We start from the raw sequence: 14,486 nt of genomic DNA, 5'->3' as shown, positions 1-14,486 counted from the left end.
AATTGTTGCCAAGTATCTTTTACAGCAGGTCTTTTATCAACAATTCAGCCAGCTGCACAGCGTTCAAGGCCGCACCTTTGCGGACGTTATCCGAGGTCAACCACAGATTCAGTTCCGTCGGATCATCGACCCCGCAACGAACCCGCCCCACGTAGACAACATCCTGGCCCACGGCGTCACCGACGGCAGTCGGATAGTCACCCGCCTCCACCAGTTCCAGACCGCAAGCCGCCTCCAGCGCCGCATTGACCGCCACCAGATCGACATCGCGGGCCGACTGCAGGGTCACGCTATAGCTATCGCCAAAAAATACCGGTGCTTGAATGCAAGTGACAGAAATCTTTAATAAAGGTTGCCCCAGCACCTCGCGCAGCTCCCGAACCAGACGTTTTTCCAACAAGGTATGACCTTGGGCATCCGGGGTTCCGACCTGGGCCAACAGGTTGAAGGCCACTTGCCGATCGAAGAAGCGCGGCTCCATGGGACGCACGTTCAACAGCTCAGCGGTCTGCCGAGCCAGTTCACTGACCGCCTCACGCCCCTGGCTGGAAATCGCCAGGCTCGCCGTCAGGTTGACCCGCTGGATATCCAGCAAGCCTTGCAACGGCGCCAACGCCACGGCCAAGGCGGTGGCCGAGGCGCTTGGGCTGCTCAATTGCAGTGGCTTTTTCAGGCCGGCCAGCACCTGAGCATTGGCTTCGGGTACGACATTGGGCGCCTGGGCCGAAGGCAAGGCGCCTGACAGATCGATCACCGCACAATTGGCCGCCGTGGCGCGCGCGGCAAAACTCAGAGTCACGGCCGGGCCGGCGGCGAAGAACGCCAACTGGACCTTGCTGAAATCGAACTCGTCGACTTCACGCACACGCACGTTCTTGCCCCGAAACGGCACTGAATGACCGGCCGATTCGCTGCTGGCCAACAGGTGCAGGTTGGCAACGGGAAAATCACGCTCTTCGAGAATCTGCACCAGGGTTTCGCCGACAGTACCGGTGGCACCGATCACGGCAATATCAAAGGAAGGAGTCATGGTGCTACCTCAGGCGAAACGGGGGGAGCGGCACTTTACCCGGCACCGGGTGGCGAGGCAATTCGCGAGGCACTGGTGGCGGGCAAGCGGTTCTCTTCACGGGCCTGCCCGCCCCTGCGGGGGCATAAAAAAACCCGCGTCCTGGGTCGGCCGCGGGTTCTTTCAAACACTCAGTGGATCAACGCTCCAGAAGGATCCGCAGCATGCGCCGCAGCGGCTCGGCCGCGCCCCACAGCAGTTGGTCGCCCACGGTGAAGGCCCCTAGGAACTGCGAGCCCATGTTCAGCTTGCGTAGACGCCCCACCGGAATGTTCAGGGTGCCGGTGACCTTGGTCGGGCTCAGCTCCTGCATGCTGATATCACGCTGGTTCGGCACCAGCTTGACCCAAGGGTTGTGCTGGCTGATCAGCCCTTCGATATCGGCGATCGGCACGTCCTTGTTGAGCTTGATGGTCAGCGCCTGGCTGTGGCAGCGCATAGCGCCGATCCGCACGCAGATGCCGTCCACCGGGATCGGGCTCTTGAAACGACCGAGGATCTTGTTGGTTTCGGCCTGGGCCTTCCACTCTTCGCGGCTCTGGCCGTTGGGCAGTTCCTTGTCGATCCACGGGATCAGGCTGCCGGCCAGCGGCACGCCGAAGTTCTCGGTCGGATAGGCATCGCTGCGCATGGCCTCGGCCACCTTGCGGTCGATGTCAAGGATGGCGCTGGCCGGGTTGGCCAGGTCATCGGCAACCGCCGCATGGGTAGCGCCCATCTGCTTGATCAGCTCGCGCATGTTCTGCGCGCCGGCACCGGAAGCCGCCTGGTAAGTCATGGCGCTCATCCACTCCACCAGGCCGGCTTCGAACAGGCCGCCCAGGCCCATCAGCATCAGGCTGACGGTGCAGTTGCCGCCGATGTAGTTCTTGGTGCCGGCATCCAGTTGCTGGTCGATGACCTTGCGGTTCACCGGGTCGAGGATGATCACCGCGTCATCCTGCATGCGCAGGCTGGAGGCGGCGTCGATCCAGTAGCCCTGCCAACCGGCTTCGCGCAGCTTGGGGAAGACTTCGCTGGTGTAGTCGCCACCCTGGCAGGTCAGAATCACGTCGAGGGTTTTCAACTCTTCAATGCTGTAGGCGTCCTTGAGCGGAGCAATATCCTTGCCCACCGACGGACCCTGGCCACCGACATTGGAAGTGGTGAAAAACACCGGTTCAATAAGATCGAAGTCCTGCTCTTCCAGCATCCGCTGCATGAGCACGGAACCGACCATACCGCGCCAACCGATCAGACCTACACGTTTCATCGCAACTACACCTATACAAAAGTGGGCCACTGTCTGTGCAGTGGGCCCGAAAGATTACAGATTCCGCAGCGCGGCGACTACTGCATCGCCCATTTCCTGCGTACCGACTTTGGTGCAACCGGCCGACCAGATGTCGCCAGTGCGCAAACCCTGATCCAGCACCCGGCTCACCGCCTGCTCGATGGCGTCCGCCGCTTCGGTCAGATTGAAGCTGTAACGCAGCATCATGGAGACCGAAAGGATGGTCGCCAACGGGTTGGCAATGCCCTGCCCGGCAATGTCCGGCGCCGAACCGTGGCACGGCTCGTACATGCCCTTGTTGTTGGCATCCAGCGACGCCGACGGCAGCATGCCGATGGAACCGGTGAGCATCGAGGCTTCGTCGGAGAGAATGTCGCCGAACATGTTGTCGGTGACGATCACGTCGAACTGCTTCGGCGCACGCACCAGTTGCATGGCGGCGTTATCCACGTACATGTGGCTCAACTCGACATCCGGGTAGTCCTGAGCCACTTGCTCGACCACTTCACGCCACAGCTGGCTGGACGCCAGGACGTTGGCCTTGTCCACCGAGCACAGCTTCTTGCCGCGTACGCGGGCCATGTCGAAGCCGACCCGGGCGATACGGCGGATTTCACTCTCGCTGTACGGCAGGGTGTCGTAGGACTGGCGCTCGCCGTTTTCCAGCTCGCGGGTGCCACGAGGCGCGCCGAAGTAGATACCGCCGGTCAGCTCGCGAACGATGAGGATGTCCAGGCCGGAAACGATTTCCGGTTTCAGGCTCGAGGCATCTGCCAGTTGCGGGTAGAGGATCGCCGGACGCAGGTTGCCGAACAGCCCCAATTGCGCGCGAATCTTCAGCAGGCCGCGTTCAGGGCGGATGTCGCGCTCGATCTTGTCCCACTTCGGCCCGCCCACGGCACCCAGCAGCACAGCGTCAGCGGCACGGGCACGGTCCAGGGTTTCGTCAGCCAGGGGCACGCCGTGCTTGTCGATGGCCGCGCCACCGATCACGTCGTGGCTCAGTTCGAAGCCCAGGCTGTACTTGTCGTTGGCCAACTCCAGCACCTTGACCGCCTCGGCCATGATTTCCGGGCCAATACCGTCACCGGGGAGAATCAGAATCTGCTTGCTCATGCGTTCCTCGTTTGCTCTGTCGGCGTGCCCGCAGGCGCGCCCGGAAAAATTCTAGCGTTCGGCCCACAGCACCAGCACATCAGTACTGAACGAACCATCGGCCTCAATCTCAAAATATTCGCGCACTTCATTGCCCATCGCCTGCTGCAGCTCGCGGATCGCCACCCGCAGCGGCTCGGGGGTGCGCATGCGTTCAACCCAGGAGCGGTACTCCAGGCGCAGCCGTTGACGAGCGGTACTGCGCGTATGCAGCCCAGCCTCGCTGACCTGACGCAGCCATTCACCCGCCGAATAATCGCGCACATGGCTGGTATCGCGCAGCACTTCGACGCTTTGCAGGTAAGTGTCCAGCAGTGGACTGCCCGGCGACAAGACATCGATGAATGCCGCCACGCCGCCCGGTTTCAAGACCCGACGCACTTCGCGCAGGGCCAGGCCCAGGTCGCTCCAGTGGTGGGCCGAGTAGCGACTGAAGACGAAATCGAACTCGCCATCGGCAAAAGGCAAGCGCTCGGCGGCCCCGGCAACCGTGCGGATGTTCCCCAGGCCACGCTCCTGCGCCGCCCCGGCCACCACATCCAGCATCTGCTGGGAGAGGTCATAGGCCACCACTTCCTTGACCAGCGGCGCCACGTGAAAACTCACGTGGCCGGCACCACACCCCAGGTCCAGGACACGGGCATCGCCCCGCTCCGCCACCTCGGCCTGTAGCAAGGCGAATTCGGCACCCTGGGCGTGCACGGCACTGCTCAGGTAGGCCGAGGCCTGTTCACCAAATTGCTTCTGTACCACCTGGCTGTGGGCATTGCTGGTCATGCTGCGGTCCTTTTGATAAGGGAAACGGGGTTCGCTGGCAAGCCAGCTCCTACAAGTTTGCAGGAGCCGACAGTCGGCGATCAGGCGTCGCGGAACAGCCAGGGCTGGCTGGCACGATGCTTGGCCTCGAAGGCGGCGATGGCATCGCCGTCCTGCAAGGTCAGGCCGATGTCGTCCAGGCCGTTGAGCAGGCAGTGCTTGCGGAATGCGTCGATCTCGAACTTCAGCACCTTGCCGTCGGGACGGGTCACGGTCTGCGCCTGGAGGTCGATGCGCAGCTGGTAGCCCGGCGTGGCTTCGACCTGCTGGAACAGCTCGTCGATTTCAGCGTCACTCAGAATGATCGGCAACAAGCCGTTCTTGAAGCTGTTGTTGAAGAAGATGTCGGCGTAGCTAGGCGCGATGATGCTGCGAAAACCGTACTCTTCCAGCGCCCACGGCGCGTGCTCGCGGCTGGAACCGCAACCGAAGTTCTCCCGCGCCAGCAAGACGCTGGCGCCTTGGTAACGCTCGGCGTTCAAGACGAAATCCTTGTTCAACGGGCGCTTGGAGTTGTCCTGGTACGGCTGCCCCACATCCAGGTAGCGCCACTCGTCGAACAGGTTGGGGCCGAAGCCGGTGCGCTTGATCGACTTGAGGAACTGCTTGGGGATGATCTGGTCGGTGTCGACGTTGGCACGATCCAAAGGCGCGACCAAACCATTGTGCTGAGTGAAAGCTTTCATGCTGCGCTCCTTAGATCAATTCACGGACGTCGACGAAACGCCCGCTGACAGCGGCGGCGGCGGCCATGGCCGGGCTCACCAGGTGGGTACGCCCACCGGCGCCCTGGCGCCCTTCGAAGTTGCGGTTCGACGTCGAGGCGCAATGCTCACCGGACTCCAAACGGTCCGGGTTCATCGCCAGGCACATCGAGCAGCCCGGCTCGCGCCATTCGAAACCAGCTTCGAGGAAGATCTTGTCCAGCCCTTCCGATTCGGCCTGGGCCTTCACCAGGCCCGAGCCCGGCACCACGATCGCCTGCTTGATGGTGGAAGCCACTTTGCGGCCCTTGGCGATGACCGCGGCGGCGCGCAAGTCTTCGATCCGCGAGTTGGTGCAGGAACCGATGAAGACGCGGTCCAACTGAATGTCGGTGATCGCCTGATTGGCGCTCAAGCCCATGTATTTCAAGGCGCGGACGATGGAATCACGCTTGACCAGGTCCATTTCCTTGGCCGGGTCCGGCACGTTCTGATCCACGGCCAATACCATTTCCGGCGAAGTACCCCAGCTGACCTGCGGCTTGATCTGCGCCGCGTCGAGCTCGACCACGGTGTCGAATTTGGCATCGGCATCGGACACCAGGTCCTTCCAGGCCTCGACCGCCAAGTCCCATTCGGCGCCTTTAGGGGCGAACGGACGGCCCTTGACGTAGGCCACGGTCTTTTCGTCCGCCGCCACCAGGCCAACACGGGCACCGGCTTCGATGGACATGTTGCAGATGGTCATGCGGCCCTCGACGGACAAGTCGCGAATCGCGCTGCCGGCGAACTCGATCGCGTGGCCATTGCCGCCAGCGGTGCCGATCTTGCCGATGACCGCCAGGACGATGTCCTTGGCCGTCACGCCGAAAGGCAAGGTGCCTTCCACGCGCACCAGCATGTTCTTCATTTTCTTGGCCACCAGGCACTGGGTGGCGAGCACGTGCTCCACCTCGGAAGTGCCGATACCATGGGCCAGGGCGCCGAAAGCACCGTGGGTCGAGGTATGGGAGTCACCGCAGACCACGGTCATGCCCGGCAAGGTGGCGCCCTGCTCCGGACCGATCACGTGGACGATGCCCTGGCGCACGTCGTTCATCTTGAATTCGACGATGCCGTATTCGTCACAGTTGTCATCGAGGGTCTGCACCTGCAGACGGGAAACCTGGTCGGCAATCGCTTCGATCCCGCCCTTGCGCTCCGGCGTGGTCGGTACGTTGTGGTCCGGGGTCGCGATGTTGGCATCGATGCGCCATGGCTTGCGCCCGGCCAGGCGCAGGCCTTCGAAGGCTTGCGGCGAGGTCACTTCATGAATGATGTGACGATCGATATAGATCAGCGCCGAACCATCGTCGCGCTGCTTGACCAAATGCGAATCCCAGAGCTTGTCGTAAAGCGTCTTGCCGGCCATCGGACCATTCCTCATCAGCTTGTTTCTATGCCCCGGGCCCCGATCGTGCGCCGATCAATAACCCCTTGGCTTGTGAGGCTGATGCTATGGCGTTAGATTAAATAACTCAAATTCATATTTTTCATGCTTTGGATAACCAACTGGAATGCAACTATGGACCTGGCCAACCTCAACGCCTTTATAGCCATTGCCGAGACCGGCAGTTTTTCCGGCGCCGGCGAGCGCCTGCACCTGACCCAGCCAGCCATCAGCAAACGCATCGCCGGCCTGGAGCAGCAACTCAACGTGCGGCTGTTCGACCGCCTGGGGCGGGAGATCGGCCTGACCGAGGCCGGGCGCGCCCTGCTGCCCCGGGCCTACCAGATCATCAATGTGCTGGATGACACCCGCCGCGCCCTGACCAACCTCACCGGCGAAGTCAGCGGGCGCCTGACCCTGGCCACCAGCCATCACATCGGCCTGCATCGCCTGCCGCCGCTGCTGCGGGCCTTTACCCGGCGCTACCCGCAGGTAGCCCTGGACATCCAGTTCCTCGATTCCGAGGTGGCCTACGAGGAAATCCTCCATGGCCGCGCCGAACTGGCGGTGATCACCCTGGCCCCCGAGCCCCACTCCCTGGTCAAGGCCACCGCGGTCTGGGACGACCCGCTGGACTTTGTCGCCGCCCCGGAACACCCGCTGGTCAGCAACGGCCAGGTGAGCCTGGCGGATATTGCCCTGCATCCGGCAGTGTTTCCCGGCGGCAACACCTTTACCCACCATATTGTCCAACGCCTGTTTGAGGCCCAGGGCCTGACGCCGAACATCGCCATGAGCACTAACTATCTGGAAACTATAAAGATGATGGTGTCCATCGGCCTGGCCTGGAGCGTATTGCCGCGCACCATGCTCGATGATCAGGTATCGCGCATTCCTTTACCGGGCATACAGCTGCACCGCCAGCTAGGCTATATCCTGCATACCGAACGGACGCTTTCGAACGCTGCGCGGGCTTTCATGGCCTTATTGGATGCACAAGTCGATTGGCCAGGGAACCCGGCATAACACCCCGGGTATTGCCCGTGCCACGCCGCACCACCATGAATATCCCGCACCGACGAATGACTCAGCTCAAGGCCTGACCTCCATGCCAAAACCCGCTGACCGTATTCCACCGTTGCCGCGCATCCACGCTGTCGACCCCCGCGAGTCGGAGCAAAGCTGGGAAAGCGCACCGCAGTTGCTCGCAGCCCTCAATGGCGCACGCCTGGGGGCCTGGTATTGGGATATTGAAAGCGGGCAGATCAGCTGGTCCCGGGGCACCCAGGCGCTGTTCGGCTTCGATCCGCGCCAACCGCTGCCGGAAAACCTCGAATACCTCGACCTGCTGCCCGTCGAGGACCGGGCCAGGACCATTCGCGCCTTTCACTCGGTGCTGGCCGGCGCGCCGCTGGAACATGCCATGCACCACCGTATCCGCTGGCCCGACGGCAGCCTGCACTGGCTGGAGATCAACGGCAGCGTGCTACCGGACAAGCACGGCAAACCACGAATGATCGGGGTGATCCGCGAGATCACCCACCAGCGCCAGCGCGAAGAAGCCCTCAGCAGCTCGGAAAAGCGCTTTGCCACGCTGTTTCACCTGTGCCCCAATACCGTGCTGCTGACTCGCCTGGAAGATGGCTTGATCAGCGAAGCCAACCAGTACTTCGAAAGCCAGTTCGGCTGGCCCGCCGAGCACGTGATCGGCCGCACTACCCTGGAGATCGGCCTGTGGGTCAACCCCGAGCAGCGCCCCCAACTGATCAAGGCGGTGCAGAAGAAAGGCCAGGCCGCCAGCCTCGAAGTGCAATTTCGCGCCAGCAACGGGCAGATCCATGACGGCATCCTCAGCGCGCAGAAGGTTGAGCTGGAAGGCAAGGCCTACCTGCTCAGCACCTTTCTCGACACCAGTGAGCGCAAACGATCCGAACAGGCGCTCAAGGACAGCCAGGAACGCCTGGACCTGGCCCTGGATTCGGCGCAACTGGGCACCTGGGACTGGCACATTCCCAGCGGCATGCTCTACGGCTCGGCCCGCGCCGCGCAGTTGCACGGCCTGGAACCCATCCCCTTCCATGAATCCTTCGACGCCTTCTTCGAGGGCGTGCCCACCGAAGAGCGCAACTCCATGCGCGATGCCTATCGCAGCCTGCGCGAAGGCCCGGCGGGCAACTACCAACTGACCTACCGGGTCCAACTGGCGGACGGCAGCTCGCGCTACCTGGAAAGCCGCGCTCGCCTGTACCGCGACGAGCAGGGCAGCCCCCTGCGCATGGCCGGCACCCTGCTGGACATCACCGAGCAGGTGGAACGGGAACAGCGCCTGATCACCTCGGAAGAGAAATTTGCCAGCCTGTTCCAGGTCAGCCCCGACCCCATCTGCGTGACCCTGCTGGAAACCGGCCAGTTCATCGAGATCAACTCCAGCTTCACCCAGACCTTCGGCTGGACCCTGGATGAGGTGCTCAACCGCAGCGCCGAGCAGATCGGCCTCTGGGAAGACGCCGCCCCGCGCCTGCGGCGCATCGAGCAGGTGATTCGCGAACAGGCGCTGAACAACGTGGCGGTGGTGGTCCACCACAAGAACGGCCAACCGCTGACCTGCATCATTTCCAGCCGCCTGATCACCGTGGACAAGCAGCCCTGCATCGTCACCAACCTGCGTGACATCACCCAGCAGCAGCGCTCGGAGGCCGCCCTCAAGGCCAGCGAAGAAAAGTTCGCCAAGGCCTTTCACTCCAGCCCCGACGCCATCAGCATCACCGAGCGCGACACCGGCCGCTACCTGGAGGTCAACGATGGCTTCTGCCGGCTGACCGGCCACCGCAACGACGAAGTGATCGGCCACAACATGTACCAGATCGGTATCTGGGCCGAGGAAACGCAACTCTCCACTTTGCTGGCAGAGCTTCAGCTCAAGGGGCGGGTGCATCACCTAGAAATGCTCGGGCGCAACAAGCGCGGGGAAATACTCACTCTCGAGGTCTCGGTAGAGCCGATTACCCTCAATGAAACGCCCTGCCTGCTGCTGACCGCCCGGGACGTCAGCCTGCTGAAGAATGCCCAGGCGCAGATCCGCCACCTGGCCTACCACGACCCCCTGACCAACCTGCCCAACCGCGCCTTGCTGATGGATCGCCTGAGCCAGCAGATCGCCCTGCTCAAGCGTCACAACCTGCGCGGCGCCCTGCTGTTTCTCGACCTGGACCACTTCAAGCACATCAACGACTCCCTAGGCCACCCGGTGGGCGACACGGTGTTGAAAATCATCACGGCCCGGCTCGAAGCCAGCGTGCGCATGGAAGACACCGTGGCGCGCCTGGGCGGCGATGAATTCGTGGTCCTGCTGAGCGGGCTAGAGGGCACGCGCAACGAAGTCAGCGAACAGGTCCGACAACTGGCCGGCACCCTGCGCGAACTGCTGTCGGAACCCATGTTCCTCGACGGCCAGCGCCTGCAGGTCACCCCGAGCATCGGTGTGGCACTGATTCCCGACCACGGCTCGACCCCCACCGACCTGCTCAAGCGCGCCGACATTGCCCTGTATCGAGCCAAGGACTCTGGGCGCAACACCACCCAGATGTTCCACAACACCATGCAAAAAGCTGCCAGCGAGCGCCTGCGCATGGAAACCGACCTGCGCCTGGCCCTGTCCCGTGGCGAATTCAGCGTGCACTTCCAGCCCCAGGTGGACGCCCGCGATAACCGCATTGTCGGCGCAGAGGCCCTGGTGCGCTGGCAACACCCGGAATTGGGCGCGCAATCGCCGACCGAGTTCATCAAGGTGCTGGAGGACAGCGGGCTGATCCTGGAAGTCGGCACCTGGATTCTCGACGAGGCCTGCCTGGCCTTCAGCCAGTTGATCAATCAGCAACTGGTCGACCCTCAGCAGTTCAGCCTGTGCGTCAATATCAGCCCGCGGCAGTTCCGCCAGACCGACTTTGTCGAAAGGGTCGAACATAGCCTGCGCGCCTACGCGCTGCCTTCCAGCCTGCTGAAACTGGAGATCACCGAGGGCATCGTGATCCAGAACCTGGACGACACCATCAACAAGATGCGCCGCCTGAAAAAGCTCGGTGTCAGCTTTGCCATGGACGACTTCGGCACCGGCTACTCGTCGCTGACCTACCTCAAGCGCCTGCCGGTGGACACCTTGAAGATCGACCAGTCCTTTGTCCGCGATGCAACCCACGACCCCAACGACGCGGAAATCATCCGCGCCATCGTCGCCATGGCCCGCAGCCTGAATCTGAAGGTCATCGCCGAAGGCGTCGAAACCCCGCAGCAGCTCGAATTCCTCCAGGGGCTGGAGTGCCATCTGTACCAAGGCTTCCTGCACAGCCGGCCGCTGCCCCTGAGCGAGTTCAAGAAGCTGCTGGAATGACGGGCATGAAAAAGGGCGCCACCTGGGCGCCCTTCTTTTGCAGCGGTCTTAGTGTTGCAGAGCCGGCTGCTGCGCACCGTTGATCGGGATGCGCTTGGCTTTGGCTTCTTCCGGCACAACCCGCAGCAGGTCGATATTCAACAGACCGTTGCTCAGGGCCGCAGCCTTGACCTCGATATGGTCGGCCAGGCGGAAGGACAGCTTGAATGCACGCTGGGCGATGCCCTGGTGCAGGTAAGTGACGCTTTCATTGGCATCGCGCTTGCCACCGCTCACGGTCAACACGCCTTTTTCCACTTGCAGTTCCAGGTCTTCTTCCTGGAAACCCGCTGCGGCGATGACGATGCGGTACTGATCGTCGGCGTGCTTCTCAACGTTGTAGGGTGGGTAGCTGCTGCCTGGTTCGTTACGCAGTGCCGATTCGAACAGATCATTGAAACGGTCGAAGCCGACAGAGGAACGGAACAGTGGGGCCAAGGAAAATGCAGTACTCATGGGTGTTTCTCCTGATATTCAGCGAGTGGTTATCTCCGCGACCCGAATTCGGCATCGCGTACCCAAGAGATAGGGATCGCCTTCGGCATTTCAAGAGAGGCCGTTCGAGTTTTTTACGCGGCTTCGCTCTCCGGCATGCCCAATAGCCGCCCGACCTGATCCAGCTCGGTTTCCCGACGCAATGCGCTGAACAGCTCAACCGCCTCCGGGTAGTTGCGGGTCAGCATCGCCAGCCACTGCTTCAGGCGCCCGGGCGCCGAACGCGGGGTCAACTGCACCACCACCTGCGCCCAGAAGTCCTGGAGCATCGGCTGCAGGTCGGCCCAGGACATTTCCACCACGTCCTCACCGGCCCGGGCTGCGGCGATCTGCCGAGCCAGGTCGGGACGCGAGACCAGCCCACGGCCCAGCATGATGTCCTCGACGCCACTGATTTCGCGGCAGCGCCGCCAGTCCTCGACACTCCAGATATCGCCATTGGCGAACACTGGCACCTTGACCACCTCTTGCACCCGCGGGATCCACTCCCAATGGGCCGGCGGCTTGTAACCGTCAACCTTGGTCCGCGCGTGCACCACGATATGTTCGGCGCCGCCTTCAGCCAAGGCCGTGGCGCAGACCAGCGAACCATCCGGGCTGTCGAAGCCCAGGCGCATTTTCGCCGTGACCGGAATGTGCGCCGGCACCGCGCGCCGCACATGCTCGACGATCTGGTTCAGCAGCTCGGGCTCCTTGAGCAGCACCGCCCCGCCCCGCGACTTGTTGACAGTCTTGGCCGGGCAGCCGAAGTTCAGGTCGATGACCTCGCTGCCCAACTCACAAGCCAGCGCGGCATTTTCCGCCAGGCACACCGGATCCGACCCCAGCAACTGCACGCGCAGCGGCACACCGGCCGCGGTGTGCGCACCGTGCAGCAGTTCAGGGGCAAGCTTGTGGAAGTAGGCAGGCGTCAGCAGACGGTCATTGACGCGAATGAACTCGGTGACACACCAGTCGATTCCGCCAACACGAGTCAATACATCCCGCAGGATGTTGTCGACCAACCCCTCCATGGGCGCCAGGGCAATTTGCATGAAACACACTCAACAGGAAAACGGGCAGAAAAACGTCCGCCAGTTTACTGGGTTTCGCCTTTGAGCAGGAGCCTTGTCGCGGCGCCTTCGCTGGCCAGCTCGCTCCCTGATGAAAACAGAGACGCATGGAGAGCGAAAACTATCAGGCACCTTGCAGGGCCGGGCCGTAGCCGTCGAGGAACTCGGTGGGCATGCGCTTGGGCTTGCCCGTCGACAGCTCGATGCAGACAAACGTGGTCTGGGCGCGCAACAGGGTAGCGCCGTCACTCGGGCGCACCAGCTGGAAACGCCGGGTCATTTTCAGGCGTTGGTCCCAATCGACGATCCAGGTCGCCAGTTGCAACTCATCGCCTTCATAGGCCGCCGCCAGGTAATCGATCTCGTGCCGCACCACAGCCATCGCCCGATCCAGGCGGCGATATTCGGCCAGGTCCAGCCCCAGGCGCTGCGAATGGCGCCAGGCACAACGCTCCAACCAGCTCACGTAGACCGCATTGTTGGCGTGCCCCAGGCCATCGATGTCTTCGGCGGCCACCTGCAGATCGATGACGAATGGCGTTGCCAGATCCCAACTCATGCCCAACTCCCGGTCAGATTTTTGACCGGGGCAGTGTAACGGATGCTCAGGCCGATTGGCGCGCTTGCAGATGCCGGCCACTGACCAGCGCCACCACCGCATCAACCACCCGGGAATCAGCCAATACCCGCTGGTGACCGCCTTCGCTCAAGCGCAACAGCCGACTGTCGAACCAGGCCTGGTGGATCAGTTCCGATTCCTTGACCGGGACGAAGCGATCGTCTTCGGCGTGCACGATCAGGCCAGGCATATCCAATTGGTACTGGGCGACATCCATGGCCGCAGCGCGCATCCCGACGTTCTTTTCCACCTGGCGGATAAAGGCCGAACGCGCCCGAGGCGGCAGCTTCATGTAGCTGGCGAACCCGCGCAGCACGGCAAGGATGCGTGCCGGTGCCGCGATGCTGACCAGGGTTTCAGTGCGCAGGCCCAATTGCACGGCGAGCATGGCGCTGGCACCGCCCATGGAATGACCGATCACTGCGCGCAGGGGTGGCAGTTCCGCTGCCGCTTCCAGCATCGCCCGGGCAAACAGCGCGACATTCGCTTCATCGCCCGGCGAGCGGCCATGGGCCGGGCCATCCAATGCCACAGCGGTATAACCGGCCGCCACCAATGCCTCGATCAGGCTGGCGAACTGCGTGGGCCGGCCTTCCCAACCATGCATCAGCAATACCGTCGGCCCCTGCCCCCAGCGCAAGGCCGACAGCCCGAAACGCAGGGTCATGCGCTCGGCGTGGGCCAATAGCGGCAACTCCCATTCGCGAGGCGGCAGTTCACGGGGGGTCATGAACAAATGGCGCATCCGGTTCGCCGCCCATTGCGGTGCCACCCAACCCAGGGTGCCATTGACGCCACGAATCCAGCTCAATCTGCTCATCAGCGGTTACCTCGCCATTGCACGTCAGGTCACAGCACCGCCGTTTTGGCGGCGCGCAGCAAACGATCGGACAACTCGCCAGGCCCCAGGGCCCGCGCCAGGGACAGCCCGCCGACCATCAGTGCGATGTCAGCCAAGGCCTTGTCGGTATCCTCGGGGCATGTGGCCAATTGCGCGACCATCAGCTCCATGTGTTCGTTCAGGGCTTTGCGAAAACTCTCGGGCAAGCGCCCCAGCTCACCGACCGACGCCGGAATCGGGCACGCCTGCTCCTTGGAGTCGCGATGCTTGCGTGACAAATAGAACGCCGCTGCCAGCGCCCTGCGCTCCTCACCACTGAGGCTTGCATCCATTTCATCGATCAGGCCGCGTCGCTGGGCAAGCAACTGGGTAAAAGCTTCCAGCATCAGCGCATCCTTGCTCTCGAAGTGTGCATAGAAGCCGCCTACGGTCAGCCCGGCAGCACCCATCACCTCGCCCACGCTCGGCTCGGCCGGGCCACGCTGAATCAGCGCAGAACTGGCGGCCTGGAGAATGCGTTCGCGGGTTTGAGCTTTTTTGTCGTTCATCGTTGCCTCCGAATATTACGGAAAAAATATTATTCTCATAATAATTTTCCGCAAGCCGC

General features: G+C 62.6%; 13 protein-coding genes. 2 read left to right on the top strand and 11 right to left on the bottom strand.

Features of this window, described 5'->3' with window-relative positions:
- Positions 1-19 precede the first annotated feature (19 nt).
- The 6 genes from LXM55_RS17240 to leuC all read right to left on the bottom strand — a co-directional run bounded on the left by LXM55_RS17240 (position 20) and on the right by leuC (position 6,428).
- The gene (locus LXM55_RS17240) at positions 20-1,030 is read right to left on the bottom strand and encodes an aspartate-semialdehyde dehydrogenase (RefSeq protein WP_233321461.1); all 1,011 of its coding nucleotides are present in this window, start codon (positions 1,028-1,030) and stop codon (positions 20-22) included.
- Positions 1,031-1,208: 178 nt separating this feature from the next.
- On the bottom strand, positions 1,209-2,321 hold the full coding sequence (gene asd / locus LXM55_RS17235; RefSeq protein WP_110723108.1) for an aspartate-semialdehyde dehydrogenase: 1,113 nt from the start codon (positions 2,319-2,321) through the stop codon (positions 1,209-1,211).
- A gap of 54 nt (positions 2,322-2,375) precedes the next feature.
- On the bottom strand, positions 2,376-3,458 hold the full coding sequence (gene leuB / locus LXM55_RS17230) for a 3-isopropylmalate dehydrogenase (protein WP_233321460.1): 1,083 nt from the start codon (positions 3,456-3,458) through the stop codon (positions 2,376-2,378).
- Between the two features lie 51 nt (positions 3,459-3,509).
- Positions 3,510-4,274 carry a class I SAM-dependent methyltransferase gene (locus LXM55_RS17225; protein WP_233321459.1) on the bottom strand — a complete coding sequence of 255 codons (765 nt, stop codon included), beginning with the start codon at positions 4,272-4,274 and terminating at the stop codon, positions 3,510-3,512.
- A gap of 80 nt (positions 4,275-4,354) precedes the next feature.
- The gene (leuD, locus tag LXM55_RS17220) at positions 4,355-4,999 is read right to left on the bottom strand and encodes a 3-isopropylmalate dehydratase small subunit (RefSeq protein ID WP_015634896.1); all 645 of its coding nucleotides are present in this window, start codon (positions 4,997-4,999) and stop codon (positions 4,355-4,357) included.
- 10 nt (positions 5,000-5,009) lie between these two features.
- Complete coding sequence (leuC, locus tag LXM55_RS17215; RefSeq protein ID WP_233321458.1) at positions 5,010-6,428, bottom strand: 3-isopropylmalate dehydratase large subunit; 1,419 nt, start codon at positions 6,426-6,428, stop codon at positions 5,010-5,012.
- A 153-nt stretch (positions 6,429-6,581) separates the two neighbouring features.
- On the opposite strand from leuC, the gene LXM55_RS17210 reads away from it, so the two are divergent.
- A complete protein-coding gene (locus LXM55_RS17210) occupies positions 6,582-7,472 on the top strand; it encodes a LysR family transcriptional regulator (RefSeq protein WP_233321457.1) in 891 nt (296 codons plus the stop codon).
- An 82-nt stretch (positions 7,473-7,554) separates the two neighbouring features.
- Entirely contained in the window at positions 7,555-10,833 is a 3,279-nt protein-coding gene (locus LXM55_RS17205; protein WP_233321456.1) for an EAL domain-containing protein, read from the top strand.
- Positions 10,834-10,881: 48 nt separating this feature from the next.
- Here the strand turns inward: LXM55_RS17205 and LXM55_RS17200 are convergent, their stop codons facing one another.
- The 5 genes from LXM55_RS17200 to LXM55_RS17180 all read right to left on the bottom strand — a co-directional run bounded on the left by LXM55_RS17200 (position 10,882) and on the right by LXM55_RS17180 (position 14,427).
- Positions 10,882-11,328, bottom strand: coding sequence for an Hsp20 family protein (locus LXM55_RS17200; protein ID WP_123723623.1), 447 nt, complete (start codon positions 11,326-11,328; stop codon positions 10,882-10,884).
- Between the two features lie 113 nt (positions 11,329-11,441).
- On the bottom strand, positions 11,442-12,401 hold the full coding sequence (locus tag LXM55_RS17195; protein WP_233321455.1) for a tRNA dihydrouridine synthase: 960 nt from the start codon (positions 12,399-12,401) through the stop codon (positions 11,442-11,444).
- A gap of 142 nt (positions 12,402-12,543) precedes the next feature.
- Positions 12,544-12,978, bottom strand: coding sequence for an acyl-CoA thioesterase (locus tag LXM55_RS17190; RefSeq protein WP_233321454.1), 435 nt, complete (start codon positions 12,976-12,978; stop codon positions 12,544-12,546).
- A gap of 46 nt (positions 12,979-13,024) precedes the next feature.
- Positions 13,025-13,858 (bottom strand): alpha/beta fold hydrolase, encoded by an 834-nt coding sequence (locus LXM55_RS17185; protein ID WP_233321453.1) that lies wholly within the window; start codon positions 13,856-13,858, stop codon positions 13,025-13,027.
- 29 nt (positions 13,859-13,887) lie between these two features.
- Positions 13,888-14,427 (bottom strand): TetR/AcrR family transcriptional regulator, encoded by a 540-nt coding sequence (locus tag LXM55_RS17180; RefSeq protein ID WP_233321452.1) that lies wholly within the window; start codon positions 14,425-14,427, stop codon positions 13,888-13,890.
- Positions 14,428-14,486: the final 59 nt, after the last annotated feature.

This window comes from Pseudomonas sp. Au-Pse12, assembly GCF_021341665.1.
Classification (GTDB): Bacteria; Pseudomonadota; Gammaproteobacteria; order Pseudomonadales; family Pseudomonadaceae; genus Aquipseudomonas.
Note: the sequence above shows the minus strand (reverse complement) of the source record. Positions and strands in the feature narration are given on the sequence as shown.